At 53.5% G+C, this 21732-nt stretch carries 19 protein-coding genes; 10 read left to right on the forward strand and 9 right to left on the reverse strand.

Annotation, left to right across the window (positions count from 1 at the left end; genetic code table 11):
- Nucleotides 1-64: 64 nt before the first annotated feature.
- Together J4D97_RS20545 and J4D97_RS20550 are read right to left on the reverse strand one after the other, a co-directional pair.
- Nucleotides 65-2653: a M14 family zinc carboxypeptidase gene (locus J4D97_RS20545; RefSeq protein ID WP_208309202.1), complete on the reverse strand. Its 2589-nt coding sequence runs from the start codon at nucleotides 2651-2653 to the stop codon at nucleotides 65-67.
- Between the two features lie 239 nt (nucleotides 2654-2892).
- On the reverse strand, nucleotides 2893-3174 hold the full coding sequence (locus J4D97_RS20550) for a hypothetical protein (protein ID WP_208309203.1): 282 nt from the start codon (nucleotides 3172-3174) through the stop codon (nucleotides 2893-2895).
- 166 nt (nucleotides 3175-3340) lie between these two features.
- On the opposite strand from J4D97_RS20550, the gene J4D97_RS20555 reads away from it, so the two are divergent.
- Nucleotides 3341-3817, forward strand: coding sequence for a hypothetical protein (locus J4D97_RS20555; RefSeq protein ID WP_208309204.1), 477 nt, complete (start codon nucleotides 3341-3343; stop codon nucleotides 3815-3817).
- A gap of 119 nt (nucleotides 3818-3936) precedes the next feature.
- Here J4D97_RS20555 and J4D97_RS20560 read toward each other — a convergent pair whose 3' ends face one another.
- Nucleotides 3937-5418: a SusD/RagB family nutrient-binding outer membrane lipoprotein gene (locus J4D97_RS20560; protein ID WP_208309205.1), complete on the reverse strand. Its 1482-nt coding sequence runs from the start codon at nucleotides 5416-5418 to the stop codon at nucleotides 3937-3939.
- A 22-nt stretch (nucleotides 5419-5440) separates the two neighbouring features.
- On the reverse strand, nucleotides 5441-8575 hold the full coding sequence (locus J4D97_RS20565; protein ID WP_208309206.1) for a SusC/RagA family TonB-linked outer membrane protein: 3135 nt from the start codon (nucleotides 8573-8575) through the stop codon (nucleotides 5441-5443).
- Nucleotides 8576-8997: 422 nt separating this feature from the next.
- Between J4D97_RS20565 and J4D97_RS20570 the strand changes: the two genes are divergently transcribed.
- Together J4D97_RS20570 and mltG are read left to right on the forward strand one after the other, a co-directional pair.
- Nucleotides 8998-10170 carry a ribonuclease D gene (locus J4D97_RS20570; RefSeq protein ID WP_208309207.1) on the forward strand — a complete coding sequence of 391 codons (1173 nt, stop codon included), beginning with the start codon at nucleotides 8998-9000 and terminating at the stop codon, nucleotides 10168-10170.
- A 92-nt stretch (nucleotides 10171-10262) separates the two neighbouring features.
- Nucleotides 10263-11327, forward strand: a complete 1065-nt coding sequence (gene mltG, locus J4D97_RS20575) for an endolytic transglycosylase MltG (protein ID WP_208309208.1) — start codon at nucleotides 10263-10265, stop codon at nucleotides 11325-11327.
- A gap of 186 nt (nucleotides 11328-11513) precedes the next feature.
- Here mltG and J4D97_RS20580 read toward each other — a convergent pair whose 3' ends face one another.
- Nucleotides 11514-13031 (reverse strand): hypothetical protein, encoded by a 1518-nt coding sequence (locus J4D97_RS20580; protein WP_208309209.1) that lies wholly within the window; start codon nucleotides 13029-13031, stop codon nucleotides 11514-11516.
- 64 nt (nucleotides 13032-13095) lie between these two features.
- Between J4D97_RS20580 and dtd the strand changes: the two genes are divergently transcribed.
- Nucleotides 13096-13536: a D-aminoacyl-tRNA deacylase gene (gene dtd / locus J4D97_RS20585; RefSeq protein ID WP_185281036.1), complete on the forward strand. Its 441-nt coding sequence runs from the start codon at nucleotides 13096-13098 to the stop codon at nucleotides 13534-13536.
- Between the two features lie 95 nt (nucleotides 13537-13631).
- Nucleotides 13632-13958 carry a nucleotide pyrophosphohydrolase gene (locus tag J4D97_RS20590; protein ID WP_208309210.1) on the forward strand — a complete coding sequence of 109 codons (327 nt, stop codon included), beginning with the start codon at nucleotides 13632-13634 and terminating at the stop codon, nucleotides 13956-13958.
- Nucleotides 13959-14097: 139 nt separating this feature from the next.
- Here the strand turns inward: J4D97_RS20590 and J4D97_RS20595 are convergent, their stop codons facing one another.
- Together J4D97_RS20595 and gcvT are read right to left on the reverse strand one after the other, a co-directional pair.
- Entirely contained in the window at nucleotides 14098-14811 is a 714-nt protein-coding gene (locus J4D97_RS20595) for a 2-phosphosulfolactate phosphatase (RefSeq protein ID WP_208309211.1), read from the reverse strand.
- 106 nt (nucleotides 14812-14917) lie between these two features.
- A complete protein-coding gene (gene gcvT, locus J4D97_RS20600) occupies nucleotides 14918-16021 on the reverse strand; it encodes a glycine cleavage system aminomethyltransferase GcvT (protein WP_208309212.1) in 1104 nt (367 codons plus the stop codon).
- Nucleotides 16022-16221: 200 nt separating this feature from the next.
- Here gcvT and J4D97_RS20605 point away from each other — a divergent pair, with 200 nt between their 5' ends.
- Nucleotides 16222-17760 carry a sensor histidine kinase gene (locus J4D97_RS20605; protein ID WP_208309213.1) on the forward strand — a complete coding sequence of 513 codons (1539 nt, stop codon included), beginning with the start codon at nucleotides 16222-16224 and terminating at the stop codon, nucleotides 17758-17760.
- 56 nt (nucleotides 17761-17816) lie between these two features.
- Nucleotides 17817-18260: a response regulator gene (locus tag J4D97_RS20610; RefSeq protein ID WP_185281040.1), complete on the forward strand. Its 444-nt coding sequence runs from the start codon at nucleotides 17817-17819 to the stop codon at nucleotides 18258-18260.
- A gap of 157 nt (nucleotides 18261-18417) precedes the next feature.
- Here the strand turns inward: J4D97_RS20610 and J4D97_RS20615 are convergent, their stop codons facing one another.
- Nucleotides 18418-18993, reverse strand: a complete 576-nt coding sequence (locus tag J4D97_RS20615) for a ribonuclease HII (protein WP_208309214.1) — start codon at nucleotides 18991-18993, stop codon at nucleotides 18418-18420.
- Between the two features lie 102 nt (nucleotides 18994-19095).
- Nucleotides 19096-19359: a hypothetical protein gene (locus J4D97_RS20620; protein WP_185281042.1), complete on the reverse strand. Its 264-nt coding sequence runs from the start codon at nucleotides 19357-19359 to the stop codon at nucleotides 19096-19098.
- Between the two features lie 388 nt (nucleotides 19360-19747).
- Between J4D97_RS20620 and J4D97_RS20625 the strand changes: the two genes are divergently transcribed.
- From J4D97_RS20625 to gatC, 3 genes are all read left to right on the forward strand, one after another.
- Nucleotides 19748-20335: an NUDIX domain-containing protein gene (locus tag J4D97_RS20625; protein WP_185281043.1), complete on the forward strand. Its 588-nt coding sequence runs from the start codon at nucleotides 19748-19750 to the stop codon at nucleotides 20333-20335.
- Nucleotides 20336-20431: 96 nt separating this feature from the next.
- Nucleotides 20432-21289, forward strand: a complete 858-nt coding sequence (locus tag J4D97_RS20630; RefSeq protein WP_208309215.1) for a lysophospholipid acyltransferase family protein — start codon at nucleotides 20432-20434, stop codon at nucleotides 21287-21289.
- A 65-nt stretch (nucleotides 21290-21354) separates the two neighbouring features.
- Nucleotides 21355-21642: an Asp-tRNA(Asn)/Glu-tRNA(Gln) amidotransferase subunit GatC gene (gene gatC, locus J4D97_RS20635; protein ID WP_185281045.1), complete on the forward strand. Its 288-nt coding sequence runs from the start codon at nucleotides 21355-21357 to the stop codon at nucleotides 21640-21642.
- Nucleotides 21643-21732: the final 90 nt, after the last annotated feature.

Below are 21732 nucleotides of genomic sequence, written 5' to 3' on the forward strand. Positions count from 1 at the left end.
AGCTAAATAAAAAGAGCCCCACCAACTATTTGGTGGGGCTCTTTTCTGCTTTTTGATTATCTCTTTATTGTCCAACCAGGAAAACGGCGTTGCTGAATAGTAGCTTGCCACCTTGCCAGAAAGCCCGGAACAGCGGATTATCAGCCATGTACACCACTTGGCCCCTACCCATCTCCTGGGTGCCCAGCACAAAAGTATCAACCAGCTGACGGCGGGCCTGCACGCCCGTGAAACCAGCCGCATAGCTGTTTTTCTTGAGCACACCCACATTCCAGCCCCCATCGCTCAGAAAACGGTAGTTGAGCGGGTTGCGAACAAGGGCGAAGTACGAAGAACCGTAGCCAAAAGCTAGCGGATGCGTGTTGTCGAGCTGCACGCGGTAGACGCTACCTTGCACCTGTTCCTGCAATTGCGTGCGCTCGGCATCAGCATAGCGACGGAGCTGTTGGTAGGGGTCGCCTTTTTTTGTGGCGGCGCTGTCAGCAGGCTTTGTTTTCAGGAGGAAATCTTTCTTATCAGCTAAAAAACGGGCGGCTCCTTCTAAGGCAATCAGTTTACCGCCGGCGCGCACCCAGGTTTTCAGCGCTTCCAAGCCATGGTCAGAATACACATCGGAGTAGTTGCCGTCGGGCAGAATTAGCACGTCGAATTTCTGCAGGGGTACGCTGTTGATGTAGCTGGTACCTAGCACCGTGAGAGGGTAGTGAATTTGCTGCTCGAAGAAATGCCACACCTCTCCAAAGGCACCGGAGCTTACACCTTCGCCAGCCAGCACGCCCACAGTAGGCTGACCTACATAACGCACCGAGCTGGAGCCCAAGTCGCTGCCAGTGGTAGAAAAGCCAGTTTGCACAGCCTGCACGGCCACGCCCGCCGAATCGGCTTGCGCCCGTACCACTTGGTCGAGCTTGGGCCCCATGGCTTCGTTGCCGGCTTGGGTAATTACCAGCGTGCCAGGCGCATATTGTTGGCCGGCCGCCTCGAAAGCTTTTTCGGCTACCCGTACCTTCACCTTGGCTTGCAGCAGTTGACTCAGAAACTGCACGTCGTGCTGGTTGGTCCAGCGACTGAGGTAGGCGTAGGGCTTATCTGTTGTAGGTTCTGAAGTACCGGTTGCGCGTTGCGGAGTCTTCTGCTCTGGCGACTTAGAACTCACCTCTGACAGCTGACTTTTCAAAGCGTACCCCTTCAAGCCAAATGAGTAGGGCAAAGCCCACGCTGTAATATCATACGTGAGTGAGTCCTCCAACGCTGGCTGAGGCTCAAACAGCACTTTCACTAGTGTCGATTTGGGCTGATACATGTTGATAACCACATCCCGCGGCTGCACTTCCATCACTTCTTCCTTACCCGTATCGTAGCTGTAGCCGCGCACACGCGCCCGGCGGCTGGCGTAGCCATATTGGATTTGCTGGCGCTCTAAGTACTCCGTGAGGGCGCGAAGTTGAGCAGGGTCGGAGGAGCTAGCCATCACGAAGGTTTTGTACACGCCGCGGGGCTTGGTGCGACCGTCCGTAAAGTACTGCTGAAACTCACTGAGCAGCTTATCATGACGCTCGGCTGCAGCCTGAATGGTAGCGCGGCTGGCCGCGTGGTGGTGGCTGATGCGCTGCGTGAGCGTGAGCGTGTCGCCCTCGGCGCGGGCAATGCGCACGCCGGCCCTACCCGAGCCGCCCTGCTCGTAGGTCATGCCAATAGCGCCGTTGAAGCTCGGCCACGTGTCGCCGTAGGTAGGCGCAAACAGGTCGTACACCTCGCGGGTGAAGTAGAGCCAGTTGTTTTTATCGAACACCTGGCGGTTGTAGTCGCCAATGGCATTCTGCATCTGCCGCTGCCACTTAGTAATATCTTCGTGAAACGGCTTAGCCGCCGGCGAGAAGTAGTAGGGATTGTCGACGCCCATCTCGTGAAAATCGGCGTGCACCTGTGGTAGCCATTGCGTGTAGAGCGCAATGCGTTGGCGGCTTTCCTGCTGGGTTTGCCAGGCCCAGTCGCGGTTCAGGTCGAAGTAATAGTGGTTCGGGCGGCCGCCGGGCCACGGCTCTCGGTGCTCCCAGGCGTAGGGCGATGCGTTGGCGGGTTGTCCGGCCACGCGGTTGTACCAATCTACGTATCGGTCGTGGCCGTCGGGGTTCACGCAAGGGTCAACTAACACTACCGTATTTTGCAGCCACTGCTGCATCTGCTGGTCCTGCGGGTTGGCCAAGTCGTAGAGCACCTGCATCACCGCCTCCGACGACACTGCCTCGTTGCCATGCACGTTGTAGCTCAGCCATACAATACCCGGCTGGGCAGCGTCGGTTGCGCCCTCGGCCAAACCAGCCCGGCGCAGATTACTCTGCCGGATAGCATCCAGGCGTTGTAGATTGGCTGTTGAAGCCACCTGCACCACTTCCAGCGGACGATGCTCGTAGGTGCTACCGTATTGTTGCAAGCGCATCCCATTGGGCGTATGCGCTACCACATGCGCTACATAGCGCAATAGCTGCGCGTGGGGCGTGAAGCGTGAGCCCAGCGGATATCCTAGGAACTGCGAGGGTGTAAGTAGTGGCCCCTCGGCCGGAGCAGCAGGCAGTTGAGCGTAGCTGGCAGTGCTGGTTAGCAACAGAAAACTTAACAGCCAGCTAAGCGATGAAGAGAAGAATTTTGCCATTGAAAAAGAATAGATAGGCCGGTAAAGCGGTTCGGAGAATCGAATATAGCGTTGGCGGCACTCTTTCGGTGTCAAGTCTCCAAACAGCCTTGCCTTGTAAAAGCAAACAAGCCGATTTCCTACCCCAATACAGAGGTAGGAAATCGGCTTGTTTATAGGTTTAGGCCTTACGCACTCGCTCAACTGTGCTAAGTGATTGCGTAAGGCCTAAGGTTATGCTGTACAGATGAAACTATCGGCTATTCGACAAACATAGCCGGTGCAATACTGTCAACCGTTACAGCCGAAGGGCCTTTTTCCCGAATCTCGTAGAGTGCGTTTTCCATAATGCCCCGCCCCAGCAGGCTTAGCCCCGCGTTGAATACCCCCAGTGCTAACGTACCAGCACCTACCCATTGCGCGGTAGGAGCTTCATCGTCTTTCATTTTAGAGGCCCATTGTATCAGACAGCTACCGAAGCCCACTACCAGTAAGCCAGCCGGAGCGAAAAGCAACCATTTCTTCTTGTGCGTCATGTACATAGGATGTGTGAGTGAACGAAAAGCCAGCCGCTATTGCGTGATACAGGCAGCCTGTTGCGGCCAGCAACCTAGTAGCAATCGTATCTTTGGGCATTGGGGTTACATGTCCGCGCTCTTTTGGCAACTACCTGTTCAGCTCCGCTCCTCGTTTTTCCCTACCCTCTCTATGAGTGCTACCACCTACGACCAGCTTCTGCACCAGGCCTTCCCCGACCCTGCCGATGCCACCCGCTACCTCAGCAAGCCTACCTTAGCCGCCTACCAGGACCTGGAGCGTGCCAGTCGGCCCGAGCTTTCCTTCCGCTTCGAGCGGGTGCGTCTGGCCGTGGCCATGGCCCTGATGAAGCTGCTGGCCGACCTAGGCGACCACGCAGACTGCCGTGCCGTGCTGGACTTAATGCACCGCGCCCTACGCGCCGGCTCCACCAAAGAAATCGACGCTATTGTCACCAAAGAAGGCAAACTGTTCGACCGGCTCTACTCCAACCTCTACGTGAATGAGCAGGGCGAGCAACTGCTCAACCTCTTCGGCGAGACACTGGAAGTAGATTCTGTTGCTGGCATGGACGAGCTAATGGCGGAAGCGCTGAAATTAGCGCGGGAGCTGGATTTCACGCAGGAGGAAGACGAGGATGAGGCTTAATTACTTTTAATGTTGTCCTTTTTAAGAAAAGGCATACTGCCCCTGAAACTCTAAGTGGTAGAATAATAGAAAAGCCTAGTCGGAATGACTAGGCTTTTCTATTATTCTACCACTTAGAGTTAATCTTCTGTACCATCATCCCACCATACTCCACTGGCAAGAGGTACATTCGGAACATTATCACCGTTTGTATCTATCTCACTTTGTGGATAGGGGAAGCGACGAGGTGCTGGCCCTTTAGGATTATTTAACACTGGAAAGCCAGTACGCCGGTAGTCATTATAAGACTCAATTGACATATAAGGAAAAGCAGCTACATATTTCTGCGTAATGATGTCCCGCAATGTCAGATTGCTAGCTCCCATAAATACCTTCGCCCGGAAAGCAATGACGTTTGCATTTGTTGATGTGGAGTTTGTATAAGTACTCCCACCCTTAGCATTCAGGTCAGCATTTACACCTGCCACGTATGCATCATATGCCGCAGTTGCATTTCCCTTACGCAGTTGCGCTTCCGCCTCAATGAACTTCAATTCAGCATAAGTCATCAGAGGTTGAGCTGATGTTGCATCTACGATGTTCGTTGAAATCCGTGAATATGTAGTACCCCCTTGGTCAGCTATAGCCGTACCATTAGGAGCAGCGACGCGTGGATTGCTTGCATTACGTCCAACCGGGTCAACCAAGAACGGAATACGCGGATCATCATCAGCCGTCACAGTAGGTGTGCCATTTTGCAGAATAGAGTAGAATGTAGCACTCACCGCAAAGTGGCCCCGGTCATTTTGTTCTTGGTACCATGGATTCTGACCAATGGCAGCAGTAGTATACTTTGTGAAAGTGAAGTTGTCCGCAGGTGATGCAAAACCTTGTGCGGCAGCTGCCAGAGCCTTATCGGCAGAACCAGCAGGGTCGCGTTTACTTAAATGGTTATAGTAGCGAGCCTTTAAAGAGTACGCTACCTTCTTCCATTTTGCCGCATCGCCTCCATAGAACAGATCTGCGTTGGTTGGGCTTTTCGACGATGTTTTATCAAGGTCGGCAATAGCATCAGTCAATAGGTCATCAATAACGGTATAGATGTCCTGCTGCTTATCATATACTGGCTTCAGTAGCGCATCTCCCTGTAGCGCTTCGCTATATGGAATACGACCAAACAAATCAGTTGTAATTCCTAACGTGTATGCCTTCAGCACCTTGGCAATGCCTACATAGCGCCAAGCGCCTGCTTCGCTACCGCCATCCGAGCCTTTCTGAATGATTAAGTTCAGATCAACTAATTCACCAGCATAGATATCATTCCAGTTGTTGCTGGTTGTATTGTTAGTGAATGAGCCAACAGCCCGCTTATCTAGGTTTTCAAACTGCGCGTGCACACCCGTAGTGTGCTCTACAAACACAGAAGAAATCCATGCTAAATCTGTTCCTGAAATACCAAATGCGGCATCAACCTCTACTTGTGGCAGCAATAGCTGCACTGGTGAGTCAGTCGGTGTATTTGGATTAGTATCAATCTCATCGAGCTTATCCTCTGTACACGCACCTACACCAAACACCAATCCTAATGCAAGCAGGAAAGGAGTATATTTTATTGTTTTCATTATTGAAGGTCTTTGCAATTTTCTAGAATGTAGCGCGCAAACCAATACCGTAGCTTTTCACTTGCGGTAAAGCCACATATTCTAACCCTTGGAAGTTAGAAGCGCCACCAATGTTCGTCTCAGGATCGAAATTAGGATACTTCGTGATCAAGAACAGGTTACGCCCTGTGAGGGTCAACGATACGTTGCTAAGCACCTTTGTCTTACTTACAACGGAGGTAGGCAGCGAATAGGCCAAAGACAATTCGCGCAAACGCACAAAATCTGTCTTAAATACGCTTGCCTCATCAATACCATCATTTACTAGCTGCCAATAGGTTTGGTCGCGCTTGATAGCAATATCGTTAGAAACATAGGTAGGATTACCTTGTGCATCAGTACCGGATTCCTTCACGCCAGGAAAGATGTAGTCTGAAGTACGATCTTCAGTCGCTTTGTCCATGCCATAGAGACGAGCTAGGCGCGTGTTACCAGCATATGCCTGTCCACCACGCCGTACATCCACTTGAGCAGTTAGCGTTATTCCTTTGAAGGTAAAATTATTGGTTACCCCTACTTCAAATTTTGGCTGTACTTGGCCAATTACACCAAGTTGTTCATCTGCCTGCGGATAGCCATCGGCATCAACTACAATCTGGCCGTTGCTATTACGCAAATAGCGCGTCCCAAATATTACGGGATAAGCATTTCCGGCTTGTGCACGAATGTTAGGCTCAGTGAAACCACCCAAGAATATATTGTCTACTCCCTCAGCTAGTTCCAGCACTTTGTTGCGATAAGCAGTAAAGTTGGCTGTCAGATTCCAGTTGAAGCCGTTATCTGTGCGCACTGGCGTAATACCCAATACAAGTTCATTACCCAAGGTACGAAGCTTACCAGCATTTACATATCGTGAGGTATACCCAATTGATGGAGCTGAAGGAGCGGCAAAAATTTGGTTATTAGCATTCTGGATAAAGAATGTATAATCAAATGTTAGGCGGTTGTTGAAGAAGCGGAGATCAGCGCCAAATTCAGTCGTGCTAACGTTAACAGGTTTCAACTGATTGGTGTACAGCACATCTGACAAAGACAGAGCCGTTAGCCCTTGGAAAGGAAATGTAATGCCATCCGATAGATAGCCACTACCTGCACCACCACGCACAAAGCGGGGCTGTGTTAAATAGGTTGCATCAGGTGCTTGTGCCGTTTCGGCGTAAGAGGCACGCAGTTTAGCAAACGTTACAACGTTTTGTGGAACAGAAACAGCTTCTGTAATTACAAAGCCTAAGCCTACTGAAGGATAGAAAATTGTTCTATTGCCGTTTGGCAGGTTTGAGATAAAGTCTTCACGCCCTGAAGCGTTCAGATAAATCATCTCTTTCCACGAAGCAGCTAAGTTACCGTAGAATCCAACGGTACGCTTACGGGTAATATATTCCGTTGTAGTCTGTGTAGTTGTATTGTCGATGTTCTGTAAGCCACCGATAGTTACCCCTTGGCCTAACATGTTCTGATACCGATTACGGATATCATAGAATTCATTACCAAGCAATACATTCAGGTTAATGTCATCAGTCAAATCTTTATTGAAGACCAAGTTGGCGTTAGAGTTCAACTGATTTTGTGTAACTGTATAGTCACGTACTTGACCACCTGAAGGAACAGCAGTACGCCCTCCCGTATTACCAGAGCCTAGATCATAAAATTCTTTCCCCTCTGTAGTATAGAAATCTTCGCCTACGCGATAGTTGAGCGTCAACCAGTTTGTGAACTTATAACTAGCGTTAGCACTACCAAACATACGGTTTGTTTGCTCACTAAATGAGTTATGTGCTAGTGCCCAACGAGGGTTGTCAAAAGAACCACGATAGTTAATCTGCTGATTTGGGTTATTGGGGTCTTCGAAAGGGATTCCCCACAAATCATAGCTACGCGGAGCATAATAAGTAGTAAACAGTGGATTCGATAGATTCGACCCGTTAGGCAATTTACTTACTTGTAGGTTAGTATAGTTCGCTGTAGCACCAATAGTAAACTTATCCGATACTTTGAAATCTCCCCCTACTTTAGCACTGTAGCGGTCCATACCAGTAGTAGGAATAACACCTATTTGCTTTGTATAACCTAAGCCAACACCGTAATTGCCAAAATCGCCGCTACCTGTCAAATCAACAGCATTATTGATTGTATGGCCTGTACGGAAAAAGGGCTCTACGTTATCATACACTCTACCAGGCACAATTGCCTTACCGCCTTTATCCAGCACTGCAGGATCGAGTTCTGTTATTCTTGGTCCCCAAGAAGTAGAAGTATTTTGGTTAAAAATACCGTTACTACCTTGTGCCCAAGTATTTTGCAGTTTAGGAAAACGGCTGGCATAGTCTAAAGTGTAGTCAGAAGTATAGGACAATTGGGCCTTTTTACCTACGCCTTTACCACGCTTTGTAGTAATAACTACTACGCCGTTTGCTGCGCGGTTACCATACAAAGCAGCAGCGGCGCCGCCTTTGAGCACTGATATAGATTCTATATCGCTAGGATTGATATCAAGTGCTCGGCTAGAGTAGTCTGTATCGCCTACCCCACCACCAAAATCAGCTTGGCTTTCAATGGGTAATCCATCTACTACATATAAAGGCTGATTATTTCCTGTAAGGAAGCGGCTACCACGAATCGTGATTAGTGATGAAGAGCCTGGCATACCACTGGACTGACGCACTATAACGCCTGCTACCTTGCCTTGAAGTGCATTAGTTACGTTTGGCTGGGCAACTTTCGTGATTTGCTCACCTTGTACTTCTTGTACAGTGTACGTAAGCGCTTTGGTCTCACGCTCAATACCAAATGCTGTTACAACTACTTCATTTAATTGTTTTGTATCAGGCGCAAGTGCCACGTTAATTTGATTTTCCTCGCCGAATGCACGTTCAATCTGAATATAGCCAATAGAGCTAAATACTAGTGTACCTGCAGATTGTGTAACTGAGAGGGTATAGGTACCATCAGCATTGGTTGAAACGCCATTCGACGTGCCTTTCAACAAGACAGTTACGCCAGGTAACCCATCCCCTGTTTGTCTATCTGTTACTCGTCCTGATATGCTTCTGCTTTGTGCCGAAGCATATTGCAAAAGAGTTATCATGAGTAGTAAACTCATGAGTAATGTTTTTTTCATTGGAAAAAAGAAAAGTTAAAAAAATGGAAAGAAATCATCTAACGAGGCTATTCTATAGTGTAGACTGCTTACGTCATACACTTTTAGCGAAAAATATACAGTCTAAACTTTCTCAGCTCTACCTACTAACATTCAACTTTTACTACCGAAGGTCGTCCTGCTTAAGTTAGTCTTAAGAGCAACATGAAGCGGATACCGTAGTGTCATAGCCTTTGAACAGTATCGCTATTTATTTTTAACTAAAAGTAAGAATAATTCATTAAACACTCAGTATTTTTCATTTATTTTATAGCATATAATAACCCTCTTAGTACTGTTGTGTATCGATATGCAAACTAACAGTTTTGATTTGTACTATTCCTATTACCCTAATCTTTTATCTACTTTAGAGTCTATATTGCGTTTTCTGTTAGTACTACTCAATGCCTTCCATTCAATACCTCACTGCAGCCACCGAGGTGCAACAGTGCGCCGCCACGCTCCATAATCAGCCTCGCATTGCCATCGACTTAGAGTTTGACGACATGCGCCACCGCTACGGTCGCAATCTGGCGCTGATTCAGCTGTTTGATGGCCGCACCGTCTACCTCATCGACCCATTGCCGCTCACCAACCCGGCGCACGAGCTAGAACCGATTTGGGAGCTACTGCGCGACCCGGCCGTAGAAAAGGTGTTTCACAGCTGCAAGTCGGATATTCTGCTGCTTGATGAGCTGTACGGCGTGCATGTGCGCCACATCACCGACACCAGCGTACAGTACACACTACTCGCCGAGGCAGATAACAATATTTCCCTGGGCCGATTGATTCAGAGCGAGTTGGGCATTGAGGTGGACAAGGGTGAGCAAAAATCGAACTGGTTGAAGCGGCCGCTTACAGAAGCTCAGAAGCAGTATGCTGCCAACGACGTGCTGTACCTGTTCGAGCTGGCCGACCGCCTGCGCGACAAGCTGGCAGTGCTAGACCGCACACATTGGGCCGATGAGGAAAATGCAGCGCTAGAAGACGTACGCTACACCCGCGACGAGCGGCCCTACCTACGCATGGCCGGCAAATACCGCATCCTGCCGCCCGAAATGCCCCTATTTCGCGACCTATATATGCTACGCGACCAGGTAGCCCGGCAAATCGACCGGCCACCTTACATGGTATTTGCCAACGACCGCCTCGCCGAGCTGGCCCGTGATACGCCCCGCACGCTGGAGGAATGGAAAGCCGCCCGAGGCTTACACCCCGAGCTGAAGCGCACGCCCTACCTCGACCAACTGGCCGGCTTCCTACCCGACGTATTTGTGCCAGTGCCTGAGCCAACCCTACCACCCGAGCAGCGGCGCTTCCCGTTTCGGCGGCGTTTGAGTGGGGAGAAAGCCGCCCGCGCCGATGCCCGCGAGCAGTTGCTATTACAGTTAAAAACGTTCATTACGGAGGATATCAACGGCTACGTAGCGAACCTTGTGCTCTCGAACCGGCTGATATCGGACATCATTGAGCAAGGCGCTGAACAGGCCCTTCGGCCGTGGCAACAGGCCATTCTGCGCGATACGGCGGTGCAACATCAGCTGTCATACGACAGCATTGCTCCCCCTTTTCAATAAGCATCTCGGCAGCCAAAGCACATCAAGAGCCTCTGCCCCTCTCTTATAAAGCCCGGCGCGAACCGGGCTTTTTGTGTTTTATCTTTGTGTTGATGACAGAAACTTCTCCTTCTGCCCGTTTGCGCTGGTGGGTAGTATTAACGTTGCTTGGCGTGGGACTAGTGCTGGGACTAGCGGGTAGCTACGCGTGGTGGCGGGTGTGGCGCAAGCCCAACGTGGTAGCTTCGCCGCTAGGGCCGGCCTACCTCTATATCCGTACGGGCAGCTCGTTTGCAACAGTACTGGATACGCTGCGGCGGCAGGAACTGCTGCACGAGCCTGCCACGTTTGCTTGGCTGGCCCGACGGCGCGGCTACCCGGCGCAAATCCGCCCCGGCCGCTACCGCCTCGATTTTGGTCTTGGCAACGATGCTTTGCTCGACAAGCTTCTACGAGGAGAGCAAGACACTGTTGATTTTCAGCTGAACGCCTTCAAGTACAAACCCCAGCTAGTTCGGCAAATAGCGCGGCAGTTGGAAGCTGATTCCACGACGCTTCGGCAATTGCTGCAAGACAACAAGTGGCTACAGCGACAGTATCAGCTTGATACTACCACTGTGCTAACCCTGTTTTTACCCGGCCCTTATCGGCTGGTTTGGAATACCTCGGCGCAGCAGTTTATGGACTCGGCAGCGGCTACGCACCGGCAGTTCTGGACCGCCCAACGGCGTCAGCAGGCCGACTCGCTGGGCCTGTCGCCTACCCAGGTACACGTGTTGGCCAGTATTGTGCAGCGCGAAACTGCCATGCCGCAGGACAAACCCATTATTGCTGGGGTGTACCTCAACCGCCTGCGCCGCCACATGCGTCTGCAAGCCGACCCTACCCTACTTTGGGCCATCGGCAACTTTGGAGTGAAGCGGGTGCTGAATAAGGATAAGCTGGTCGATTCGCCTTACAATACCTACAAGCACGCGGGCCTGCCGCCCGGCCCCATTACCTCCACCAACCGCCAGAGCCTGGATGCCGTGCTGCGCCCTGCCGCGCACCAATACCTCTTTTTCTGCGCCCGCCCCGACCGAAGCGGCTATTCCGATTTCGCCGAAACCTTCGCGGAGCATAAAAAGAATGCTCGCCGCTACCAGCACACGCTGGATAGCCTGAAGATTATGCGGTAAAAGAATACATGTGTAAAAGGATGCCCTCGCTCGGATCTGCCGAATGAGGCCTACGCTTGAATAACTGCGCCCCGAATCTAGCCGCGCCGCCTGTATAAAACTAACCCAACTTTAAGCAGACGCACGTAGCAAAGATGCTTGAGTATAGTTCTGACTTGGAACAGCTAAGCGAGGACGTATATCGTGTCACTGGTTCAATTCAAATACCGCCAGTTGTACCGTGTCTTGGGCGGCGGCTTGTTGGCGGCGCATGGTTTCAGGGTAGTCAATACCGCTGAACTCGGAGTGCTCCAGAAAGAGTAGTGGTGCTGTGAGCAATGGTTCGCGCCATGTGATTAACGGCTGCTGACGCCGCAACGAATCGAAGTGCGCAATACCTGTGACGCGCCAATAAGCATCGAGCACTACGTACTGGTAGTGACGTTTACGCAGGGTAGGCAGTTGCTTTTCGTCTGTGATACTCCTTAAGGAATCGGGGGCAAGGTAGGGCGCCAAGGAAAGCCCCACGGTGCTCACGGTTTTGTGGCTGTGGTGTGCTTGGAGCCATTGCGCTACTGCTGGGTAATTGGTACCAGTGTAAGCATAGATTTCTTGCTGAATATGGATCATGTTACCCAACACCGCCACGCCTACAACCACCGTTAGCCAACCCAGGCGCTGTCGTAGTACATGACGTAGCACCAAGAAGCCCAACGCCGCAAAAAGTCCGTAGGCGAATAGCAGGCCTCGCGGGGCTTTCAGCAGCAGCGAAAAGCCACCAAGAAAGCAGTACGACCACACAGCAAGGTAGAAAACTGCATTAGGACGCTGCCAGCCAGCGCGCAGCACTCGCCAAAATATCAGCGGGAAAGCCAGCAGCCCCAGCCACTGCACCGGCGACTCAAACGCCACGAGATAGTGCGGGTAGTACAGCAAATCGAGGCGAAAGTTACCGGCCCGACCCGCCGCGTTACTGGCCGACGGAAACAGAATACCGTAGTATGTAGCAGGCCAACGCCACCACTGTAGGCCACCTACCCAGCCCACTAGCCCCAACACCAGGTAGGGCGCCGACAGCACCAGCAGCACACGGCCGGCGTTGCTTGGTTGACGCAACAGCCCATCAGCGGCTCGCCATTCCAGTACAAGCAGAATGGGTAGGCAGAACAAGAATTTATAGTTGAAGCACAGCCCCAGCGCTAACCATCCGGTAGCTGTTAGTAGGGTGCGGCGAGAAGGGCGTTGTATCCGTTGGTAGTACGCATGTAGCAGGCCTGCGAAGGCGAGCAGCATCACCGAGTTCATGGTGAAGTCGCGGGCGGCGAAGGTGAGGAAGGTGCTGGTGCCGATGAGCAGCGTGAGCAGCGCCGTTTCGGGCGGGCGCAGCCGCACCATGTGGCCCACCACGGCAGCCAGCGTGTCTACCGCCAGCGTCGACAGCAGAACATTCAGGTATAGATACCAGTGAAAATCGGGTTGGAGTGCCGCCACGGGCGCAAAGAGCAGATAGAAGCCGGGGCTGGCGTGGTAGAACAAATGGTGCAGGTCGCCACGGACCAGCTCCTGCACAATCTGCCAGTTGCGCACCGAGTCGTAGTCGGGTAGCGCCATGCTGGCTAGGCCGGGCAAACGCACAGCGGCTACCAGCACCCACGCGGGCAGTAGCCACGCCAGCGTGGCTGTTCGGGATGGATTGTCGTATTTCGCGGGAGTAAAATCAGCCATGCCGAAGTGGGTACTCCGCGAAGTACGACATCTGCCGGCACATCATTCCTTGTTTACCCTGCTTATGCGCGTTGTAGTACAGCGGGTCCGTGAGGCTCGCGTAACCGTAGAAGGTCGCCTGACTGGCGAGATTGGCCCCGGCCTACTGGTGCTGGCAGGCTTTGCTCCCACCGACTCAGCCCCTACCCTGGACTGGATGGCCCGCAAGCTGATTCAGCTCCGTATTTTCGCCGACGACGAAGGCAAGATGAACCGCTCGGTGCAGGATGTGAGCGGGCAAGTGCTGGTTGTCAGCCAGTTTACGCTGCTGGCCGATGCCAGCAAAGGCACACGCCCCAGCTACGTGGGTGCTGCGCCGCCGGCCGTGGCCGTGCCGCTCTACGAGCAGTTTGTGCAGCTACTTACTACCCTGCTGGGCCAGCCCGTGCCTACCGGCGAGTTCGGCGCCGATATGCAGGTAGCGCTGGTGAACGACGGGCCGGTGACGATTGTGCTGGAACGGTGAGATAGTGAAGTTGACGTTCTAACGTCGAGGTTTGCGCAACTTGCATCATTAGAAGGTCAAACCCACCATTTCACAACTTCACCAACTCACCAATCATGACTATCGAAGAAGCCCAGCAAACCGTAGATCAGTGGATTCAAACTACTGGTGTCCGTTACTTTAACGAGCTAACCAATATGGCCATGCTGACGGAAGAGGTAGGCGAAGTGGCCCGCATCGTTGCTCGGCAATACGGCGAGCAGTCGTTTAAAGAATCCGATAAGGACAAGGTGCTAGCCGATGAGTTGGCCGATGTATTATTCGTGGTTATCTGTCTGGCCAACCAAACAGGCGTCAATCTAACCGAAGCGTTGCAACGCAATCTGGCTAAGAAAACGCAGCGGGATGCTACTCGTCATAAGGAAAATGAGAAGTTGAAATAGAGTTGTGAATGAAAAAGACGCGTGTCATCCTGAGCAGAGCGAAGGACCTTCTCACGCGTGAACGATGGACGCAACAACGACTCGTTTTGGCGTGAGAAGGTCCTTCGCTCTGCTCAGGATGACAGACGTTTTCAATACCTCACAACTTCACAATTTTTCCTTCCCGCCACACCGGTACCAAGTCATATTCATCCTGGCGCACGCAGAATTCCATGTCTTTGTGAGCTTCGAGGCGGTTGAGGCGGCGCACGTGGGCCGATTTCAGGAGGTAGGCGGCTACGTCGGGGCTGGCTTTTTCCCAGAGGTCGAGGGCGGCCAGGGTCGCGTCAGAACTGATTACGTCGAAGTCTGGGGCGAGGCGGGCAGCTAGAGCGCCACCGAACAGCGTGTCTTCGAGACAAAAATGACCTTTCCAGCCGGCGCATACCACGATTACATCCCTACCCTGCTGGCGTAGAAAATCGGCCACGGCTCCCAGGTTCAGGAAAGCCCCCACCACTACCTCATCGGCCGCGCGCGACAGGTGCATGGCGCGGGTGCCGTTGGTGGTGGTGATGGCCACGTTGCGGCCTTGCACCGGCACTACCCCATCAAGGTAGCCGAAGGGCGAGTTGCCAAGATCTACCCCTTCTGCCTGCACACCGTCGCGCTCGGCGGCAGTCAGGTAGTTATCGGCGGCCAGCGCCCGGCACTCCGCCAGCGTCTCGACTGGCACCAAATGCGCAACGCCCTGCGCCAGCGCCGTAACGATGCTCGAGGTAGCACGCAAAATATCTACCACCACGGCTATGCGCCCACGTAAATCGTAGAGTGGCAGCAGGTCAGGCGAAAAACAAATATCCAGAGTCGGCATAGAAATAAGCACCTTGCAGGCGCCCAATAGTCGTGAAGGCAGTATAAAAACAACAGGGGTAGGGATGCCGATAAGCTGTCCCTACCCCCATCCATCTAATTAATGCTTATGCTTCTGTGCCCGACACAAAAGGCAGTTTGGTAACGGTAGCTGGCAGTTGCTTGCCACGCACCAACACAAAAACCTGACTACCGGGCTGGCTGTAGGCAGTCTGCACGTAGCCTAGCCCTACCCCTTTGCTAAGCGAGGGTGACTGAGTGCCCGACGTTACCTCCCCAATTTTCTCGCCCGCCTCATTCACCAGCTCGTAGTGGCTGCGCGGAATGCCGGGGCCGTCCATCACAAAGCCCACCAGCTTGCGTGTCACGCCTTCGGCTTTCTGCTGTTTCAGGGCATTGGCGTTGGTGAAGTCTTTGGTGAACTTGGTAATCCACCCCAAGCCGGCTTCCAGAGGCGAAGTTTCGTCGGTGATGTCGTTGCCGTAGAGGCAGTAGCCCATTTCCAGGCGCAGCGTGTCGCGGGCGCCCAGGCCGATGGGCTTGATGCCGTACTCCTGCCCGGCTTCCATCACCGCTTCCCACACGTGTTGAGCATACTCGTTAGGCACATACAGCTCGAAGCCGCCCGCACCCGTGTAGCCCGTAGCCGAGAGAATAACACCGGGCGCACCAGCCAATGTGCCCTGCACAAAGGAGTAGTAAGGAATGCTGGCCAGGTCGGTGTCGGTGAGAGACTGGAGCGCCGCAGCAGCCTTAGGGCCTTGCACGGCAAACAGGCTCCACTGCTCCGACTGGTTTTCCAGCTCCGCGCCCTCTGTGTTGCGCGCCGAAATCCAGGCCCAGTCCTTGTCGATGTTGCCCGCGTTTACCACCAGCAGGTAGTCTTCGTCGGCTAGCTTATACACCAACAGGTCGTCTACGATGCCGCCTTCCTCGTTGGGCAGGCAGGAGTATTGCGCTTTGCCGTCCTGGAGCTTGCTGGCGTCGTTGGTGGTGACGCGCTGGATGAGGTCGAGAGCCTGCGGGCCACGCACCCGGAATTCGCCCATGTGCGACACGTCGAAAATGCCCACACCCCGGCGCACGGTCCGGTGTTCTTCGAGGTCGGAAGAGTAGCGCACGGGCATGTTGAAGCCCGCGAAGGGCACCATTTTGGCACCCAACTGCTGGTGCACATCGTTCAGGGCAACGGTCTTGAGAGCTTCGCTCATGGAGAAAACAAGAAGAAGGATGGAAAGACGAACCTTGGCCAGCCAGGGCCAGACGCGGGCAAAAGTAGCCAATTCCAGTCGGTGGGCCGCACCTGTTCGTATCCTGCTATCTTTGAAGTTCACCCGCTGGCAGCGCGCCGCCGAAGAAATTGCGGCTCGATTTTTTAGCTGCCTCAGCGGTCCGATTGTTCGTGGTATTCATGAAACTGAAACTTTCCACTAAGCTCTTCGCTGGTTTTATTGTGGTGATGCTGCTGTTTGCGGTGGTCGTGGCCGTCAATTATCAGCTCTCGCGCAATGTGCTGCGCAACTCACAGCGCGTCGAGAAATCGCAGCGCATCACAGCCGAGGCCACCTTGCTGCTGCGCAGTATTGTGGATATGGAATCGGGCTTCCGGGGCTACCTGCTGATCGGCAACGAAAGAATGTTGGAGTCTTACTACAAAGGCGAGCGAGATTTGCTGGGGCGCTTCCTGCGCCTGCGGAGTCAACTGGAAACTGGCTCTCCCCAGCAAGGACGTATTGAGCGGGCGCAGCACTTGTACCAGCAGTGGGCCGACTACTCGCACATGCTGGTAAGCGAGAAGCGCGAGGCACACCGCCGCAACGCCGACCAGCTGCTGTTACTTGAAATGCCCCACGGCAACTTGATGACGAACCTGACGGGCAAACAGCTGGTCGATCAGATTAGGGTACTCTTCGAAAAATTCGATCAGCAGGAGTTTGACAGCCGCGCCAAGCAACGCGTGAAGCTCGCGGAAAGCATCCAGCAAGCCCGCATCTTATCCATCGCTATTTCGGTGTTAGCGGGTGTGCTGAGCTTGCTGTGGGCCTCTTATATTGTACGGCAGATTTCGGGGCGCATTGGCAGCATGGTGCAGCTAGCCCGCCGGATTGCCAGCGGCGACTACAGCACTGGCCTGCGCGACACCCAGCGCGATGAGCTAAGCGAGCTGGCGCAGTCGCTGAACCGTATGGCCCGCACCATCGATACTAACATCACACAGCTGGCCCGCCGCAACGAGGAGCTCGACCAGTTCGCTTACGTAGTATCGCACGACTTGAAAGCGCCTCTGCGCGGCATTGAAAGCGCCTCCCGCTGGATTGAAGAAGACATGGCCGAAGAGCTTCCTCCCCACATCCAAGAGTTTTTGGCGCTGATGCGTACCCGCGTGCACCGCATGGAACACCTCATTACGGGTATCTTGGATCTGGCGCGAATTGGCCGGGTGCAGCAGCCCGAGGAGTGGGTAGATGTGCGGGAACTGCTCAACGAAATCGTGGATTCGCTGGCCCCACCGACCGGTTTTCAGGTGGAGCTTCCCACTTTCCTACCTACTTTCGTTACTAGCCGCGTGCCGCTTCAGCAGGTATTCACCAACCTGATCAGCAACGCCCTGAAGTACCACGACCATCCGGCCACTGGTCATGTCCGCATCAGCATACAGGAAAATCGCAAGCAATATATTTTTGCCATAGCCGACGATGGCCCCGGTATTGCGCCAGAGTACCACGAGCGGATTTTCGTCATTTTTCAGACCCTCACCGAGCGCGATACCCTAGAAAGCACCGGCGTGGGGCTGGCTATTGTGAAAAAGATTGTGGAGCGCCACGGTGGCACCATTCGGGTAGAATCGGCAGAGGAGGCAGGCGCTACCTTTATTTTCAGCTGGGCCAAGCAAACGCTCACCAGCGACCTGCCGGCGCTATCCACCAACTTAGTTAATCCAAACGCCTGACCTACCGTATTAAGCATAGTCACCCACCGGCTCTATTGCTCAGTACTTTGTTTCTTATGTCTGCCGATCCTACCCCCAGTATCCTGTTGGTTGAAGATGACCAACTTGATATTATGAATGTCCAGCGCGAATTGCGCAAACACAATGTAGCCGTGCCGCTGCACATTGCCCGCAACGGCCGCGAGGCACTCAATATGTTGCGCGGTGAGAGCGGCGAATCTCGCATCGAAAAGCCCAGCGTCGTTATTCTAGACATCAACATGCCCCGCATGAACGGGCTGGAGATGCTGCAAGAACTCCGCTCCGACCCCGAGTTTGTAGGTCTCAACGTATTTATCACTACTACCTCCGACCTGGAAACTGACCGCCTGAAGGCCCAGAATTTGGCCGTAAGTGGCTACATTATCAAGCCCCTTAGCTTCGATAAGTTCGGCGAAGGCGCCACTACTATCGACGGTTTCAGTTTGTTCCTCGATTTGCTGCGCCTGAAAGATCAGTAGGCAACGAGTTGCTAGTTATTCGTGAAATACGCTTGTCATCCAGAGTGCAACGAAGGACCTTATGTCAGTTGAACGACTGGCGTAATAAAGACTTATTCGCGCATGAGAAGGTCCTTCGCTGCACTCTGGATGACAAGCGTATTTCACGAATAACTAATTAAAGCAATCGAAAGCCGAGCCGGTGATGCTCGCAAGGACCGTGCGTCCGAATGGCCTCCCGGTGCTTGGGGGTAGGGTAACCCGCGTTCTGCTCCCATCCATAATACGGATATGCCTCCGCCAGCGCCCGCATGCGCTCATCCCGAAACGTTTTGGCCAGTACCGATGCCGCGGCAATGTTCCGGTACAGGGCGTCGCCGCCAATGATGCAGGCGTGTTCTAGGCCAGGGTAGGGCCGGAAACGGTTGCCATCGACCAACAAAAAATCGGGCGTGATGGGCAGTTGCTGCACAGCGCGGTGCATGGCTAAGTAGCTGGCCTGCGCAATATTTATTTCACCTATTTCAGTAGGCGAGGCTTCGGCCACGGCCCAGGCAATGGCCTCACGGCAGATGTCGGCGCGCACCTGCTCGCGGCGGCGGGCAGTCATTTGCTTGGAATCGTTGAGGTAGGGCGCGTGAAAATCGGGTGGCAATATGACGGCGGCGGCAAAGACTGGCCCGGCCAGACAGCCCCGACCGGCCTCATCGAGGCCAGCCTCGTGTAGGTGCGTGGTGTAGGAAGTAAGCAGCATAATGGGTGCAAACGTACGCAACACCTCCACATAAAACGGCCCGGCTGGCAGCTTCTGTGCTACCAGCCGGGCCGTTGATCAGCCTATTGAACGAGGCCTCGTTTATTTGTGGTCACCGGCATTGCTGCCAATCACATCGGAGTCGTCCTGACCGCGAACAAAACCCTGACTATCGCGCGGCGCAATAGAAGCGTCCACGTTATCTTGCTCGTCTTCGGTCATGTATTCGTTGGTGGTCGGGCCGAGGCCGCCGTTTTTCTTAGCTAGTTCGGCTTCCGCTTGCGCGTGGTGCAGGTTGAACAGTGGGTCGCCTTCTTTCGGCAGGTCTGTTTTAGCTTGATTATTCTTTTTAGGGTCGTTAGCCATAGAGCGAAAAGGGGCAGCCGGGGTGTGAACGACTGCCTGCTCTTATCTGATACGGCAGCTATGCGCCGGAGGTTAGCGGTTACCGCATACGAAAAAAGGCCATTGCGTACCGCAATGGCCTTTCCAAACGTTGTTCGGGGTTAAAATCATCCACCCTATTCCTTTCGCCGAACAACGCACACAGGCAGAACCTTCCTTTCCACTATCCTGACCTGTGTTATTTAATTTTATTAAGACAAAGCTACCAAATAGCGGTGAATAATGCTACTTAAACTGGACTACTGACCTACTTCTGTCGACCAATGAATACTTCTGGCCGACCAGCAGTTGCTACCGGAGTAAGCGGGTAATCGTATTTTTGCCTAGTCCTTCCTTCATTTCTCTTCCTATGACCTCTATTCCGGCCGCTGATTTTGATGAAACCCGCAACCCCTGGCAAGTGCTAAGCACCGCCATGCAGTACCAGAACCCCTGGATCAGGGTGCGCGAGGACCAGGTACTGAACCCGGCCGGCAACCCAGGCATCTACGGGGTAGTATCGATGAAAAACAAAGCTTTGGGCATTGTGCCTATTGATGCGCAGGGCTACACGTGGCTGGTAGGGCAGTACCGATACACGCTGAACGAGTACAGCTGGGAAATTCCGATGGGCGGTGGCCCTGTGGAGCTGGATATTCTGGAATCGGCGCAGCGGGAGCTGCGCGAGGAAACGGGCTTCACGGCGCGCCGCTGGACCAACATTGCCCGCCTGCATACCTCCAACTCCGTAACCGATGAGGAAGGCTTCGTTTTTCTGGCCGAGGACCTGGTGCCCGGTGAGGTAGAGCCCGAAGAAACCGAAGAGCTGCGCCTATGGCACCTACCCTTGGCAGAAGCTGTTGAGATGGTAATGCAAAACCGCATTACCGATGCCATTAGCGTGGCCGGTTTGCTGAAGGCCGAGCGGGTGCTGGCCAGCCGGCAGCAGCCGGGGTAGGCTCTTCGGCTTCACCGTTGCTTTAGAAATCTCTGCGTATGCTTGCGGTGCCTTTCTTGGGTACTGTGTTTGTTTCGCCTTCCAGTTTGCTTGTATATGCGTCAGCTACTGCGTTTTATTGGTCAACGAATCTATACTACTTGGTGCACGTTCTGGTTTGTATCGCCATTTTTCTATACCTACCCTCTGCAATGGGTACTGGCGCGTAAGCCTAGCCGGCACCCCTGGCTACACAAAGTCAACCGGTTCTGGTCATCGTCGGCAATTTTCATGTGGGGTATGCCGGTAAGCATCGTGCGCAAAAACCAGCCGCCCCTTGGTCAGCCTTGCGTGTACGTGGCCAACCACAGTTCCTACATTGATATTCCGTTGCTGTTCAGCACCCTTCCGGGCTTCCTGAACATTATTGGCAAAGACACACTGGCGAAAACACCGCTTTGGGGACCGATTTTCGGCAGCGCCTACATCACCGTGAATCGCAACAGTGCCGTAAGCCGGGGCCGCTCGATGGTGCTGGCCAAGCAGAGCCTGGCGGCGGGGCGCTCGGTGGTGATTTTTCCGGAAGGCACTATTTCTGAGAAGCCCGGCGAGCAGATGGTGCCTTTTAAAGACGGCGCTTTCCAGTTGGCTATTGCCGCCGGCGTACCGCTGGTGCCCGTATCGATGCCGCTGAACCACCGCTTCATGCCCGATATAAGTGGCCTGCGCATCCGCTACACGCCCTTGCGTATCGTACTGCACGAGCCCATCCCGACGCACAATCTCACGATGGCCGACGTGCCCGCCCTGAAACAACGTGCGCACGATCTCATCGCCAGCGAGTTTCAGCCCGAAGCGGCCGGGGTGCCACCGGCCTTTACTTGGCGCCCTACCCCACCCGCTACCCAAGCCGTGGAGCAGAAGACCGAGCAACACAGCAACGACCGGGCAGAACTAAGTCTGCCGAATTCGTAATTTTGAAGGTGGGCGGTCAACTCCGTTGGCTGCCCACCTTTTCCCTACCCTAACGCCCCTTTGCTTTGAGCACTGATATCAACACCCTGCGCCAGTTGGCCCACCTCTCTCGCCTCGAGTTCGACGCCACTAAAGAGCAAGAAATGCTGGGCGCCCTCAACGAGATTCTGGATTGGGTGGATCAGCTCCGCCAACTCGATACCAGCAACGTGGCCCCGCTGGTGCACTTATCGCAGGAAATCAATGTATTGCGCCCCGATGAAGCGCATAATACCGTAAGCCACCAGGAGGGTCTACGCAACGCCCCACGCAAGGATTCCGACTATTTCCGCGTACCCAAAGTTCTGGATTAACTCGCGTTATTTTTAGCTGTCAGGTGGCAGTTATCTGTTGTTAGTGAATCACTTAGAACACTAACAACGGATAACCTACCACTTGACAAC

Origin of the sequence: Hymenobacter defluvii (genome assembly GCF_017589435.1) — a bacterium.
Classification (GTDB): Bacteria; Bacteroidota; Bacteroidia; order Cytophagales; family Hymenobacteraceae; genus Hymenobacter; species Hymenobacter profundi.

Excerpts from the sequence above, each read along its gene's own strand:
- J4D97_RS20545 (WP_208309202.1), bottom strand. The coding sequence starts at position 2,653 with ATGGCAAAATTCTTCTCTTCATCGCTTAGCTGGCTGTTAAGTTTTCTG.
- J4D97_RS20570 (WP_208309207.1), top strand. The coding sequence starts at position 8,998 with ATGCCTTCCATTCAATACCTCACTGCAGCCACCGAGGTGCAACAGTGC.
- J4D97_RS20625 (WP_185281043.1), top strand. The coding sequence starts at position 19,748 with ATGACCTCTATTCCGGCCGCTGATTTTGATGAAACCCGCAACCCCTGG.
- J4D97_RS20555 (WP_208309204.1), top strand. The coding sequence starts at position 3,341 with ATGAGTGCTACCACCTACGACCAGCTTCTGCACCAGGCCTTCCCCGAC.
- J4D97_RS20550 (WP_208309203.1), bottom strand. The coding sequence starts at position 3,174 with ATGTACATGACGCACAAGAAGAAATGGTTGCTTTTCGCTCCGGCTGGC.
- J4D97_RS20605 (WP_208309213.1), top strand. The coding sequence starts at position 16,222 with ATGAAACTGAAACTTTCCACTAAGCTCTTCGCTGGTTTTATTGTGGTG.
- J4D97_RS20580 (WP_208309209.1), bottom strand. The coding sequence starts at position 13,031 with ATGGCTGATTTTACTCCCGCGAAATACGACAATCCATCCCGAACAGCC.
- J4D97_RS20595 (WP_208309211.1), bottom strand. The coding sequence starts at position 14,811 with ATGCCGACTCTGGATATTTGTTTTTCGCCTGACCTGCTGCCACTCTAC.
- J4D97_RS20615 (WP_208309214.1), bottom strand. The coding sequence starts at position 18,993 with ATGCTGCTTACTTCCTACACCACGCACCTACACGAGGCTGGCCTCGAT.
- J4D97_RS20565 (WP_208309206.1), bottom strand. The coding sequence starts at position 8,575 with ATGAAAAAAACATTACTCATGAGTTTACTACTCATGATAACTCTTTTG.
- J4D97_RS20560 (WP_208309205.1), bottom strand. The coding sequence starts at position 5,418 with ATGAAAACAATAAAATATACTCCTTTCCTGCTTGCATTAGGATTGGTG.
- J4D97_RS20590 (WP_208309210.1), top strand. The coding sequence starts at position 13,632 with ATGACTATCGAAGAAGCCCAGCAAACCGTAGATCAGTGGATTCAAACT.
- J4D97_RS20610 (WP_185281040.1), top strand. The coding sequence starts at position 17,817 with ATGTCTGCCGATCCTACCCCCAGTATCCTGTTGGTTGAAGATGACCAA.
- mltG (WP_208309208.1), top strand. The coding sequence starts at position 10,263 with ATGACAGAAACTTCTCCTTCTGCCCGTTTGCGCTGGTGGGTAGTATTA.
- J4D97_RS20620 (WP_185281042.1), bottom strand. The coding sequence starts at position 19,359 with ATGGCTAACGACCCTAAAAAGAATAATCAAGCTAAAACAGACCTGCCG.
- dtd (WP_185281036.1), top strand. The coding sequence starts at position 13,096 with ATGCGCGTTGTAGTACAGCGGGTCCGTGAGGCTCGCGTAACCGTAGAA.
- J4D97_RS20630 (WP_208309215.1), top strand. The coding sequence starts at position 20,432 with ATGCGTCAGCTACTGCGTTTTATTGGTCAACGAATCTATACTACTTGG.
- gcvT (WP_208309212.1), bottom strand. The coding sequence starts at position 16,021 with ATGAGCGAAGCTCTCAAGACCGTTGCCCTGAACGATGTGCACCAGCAG.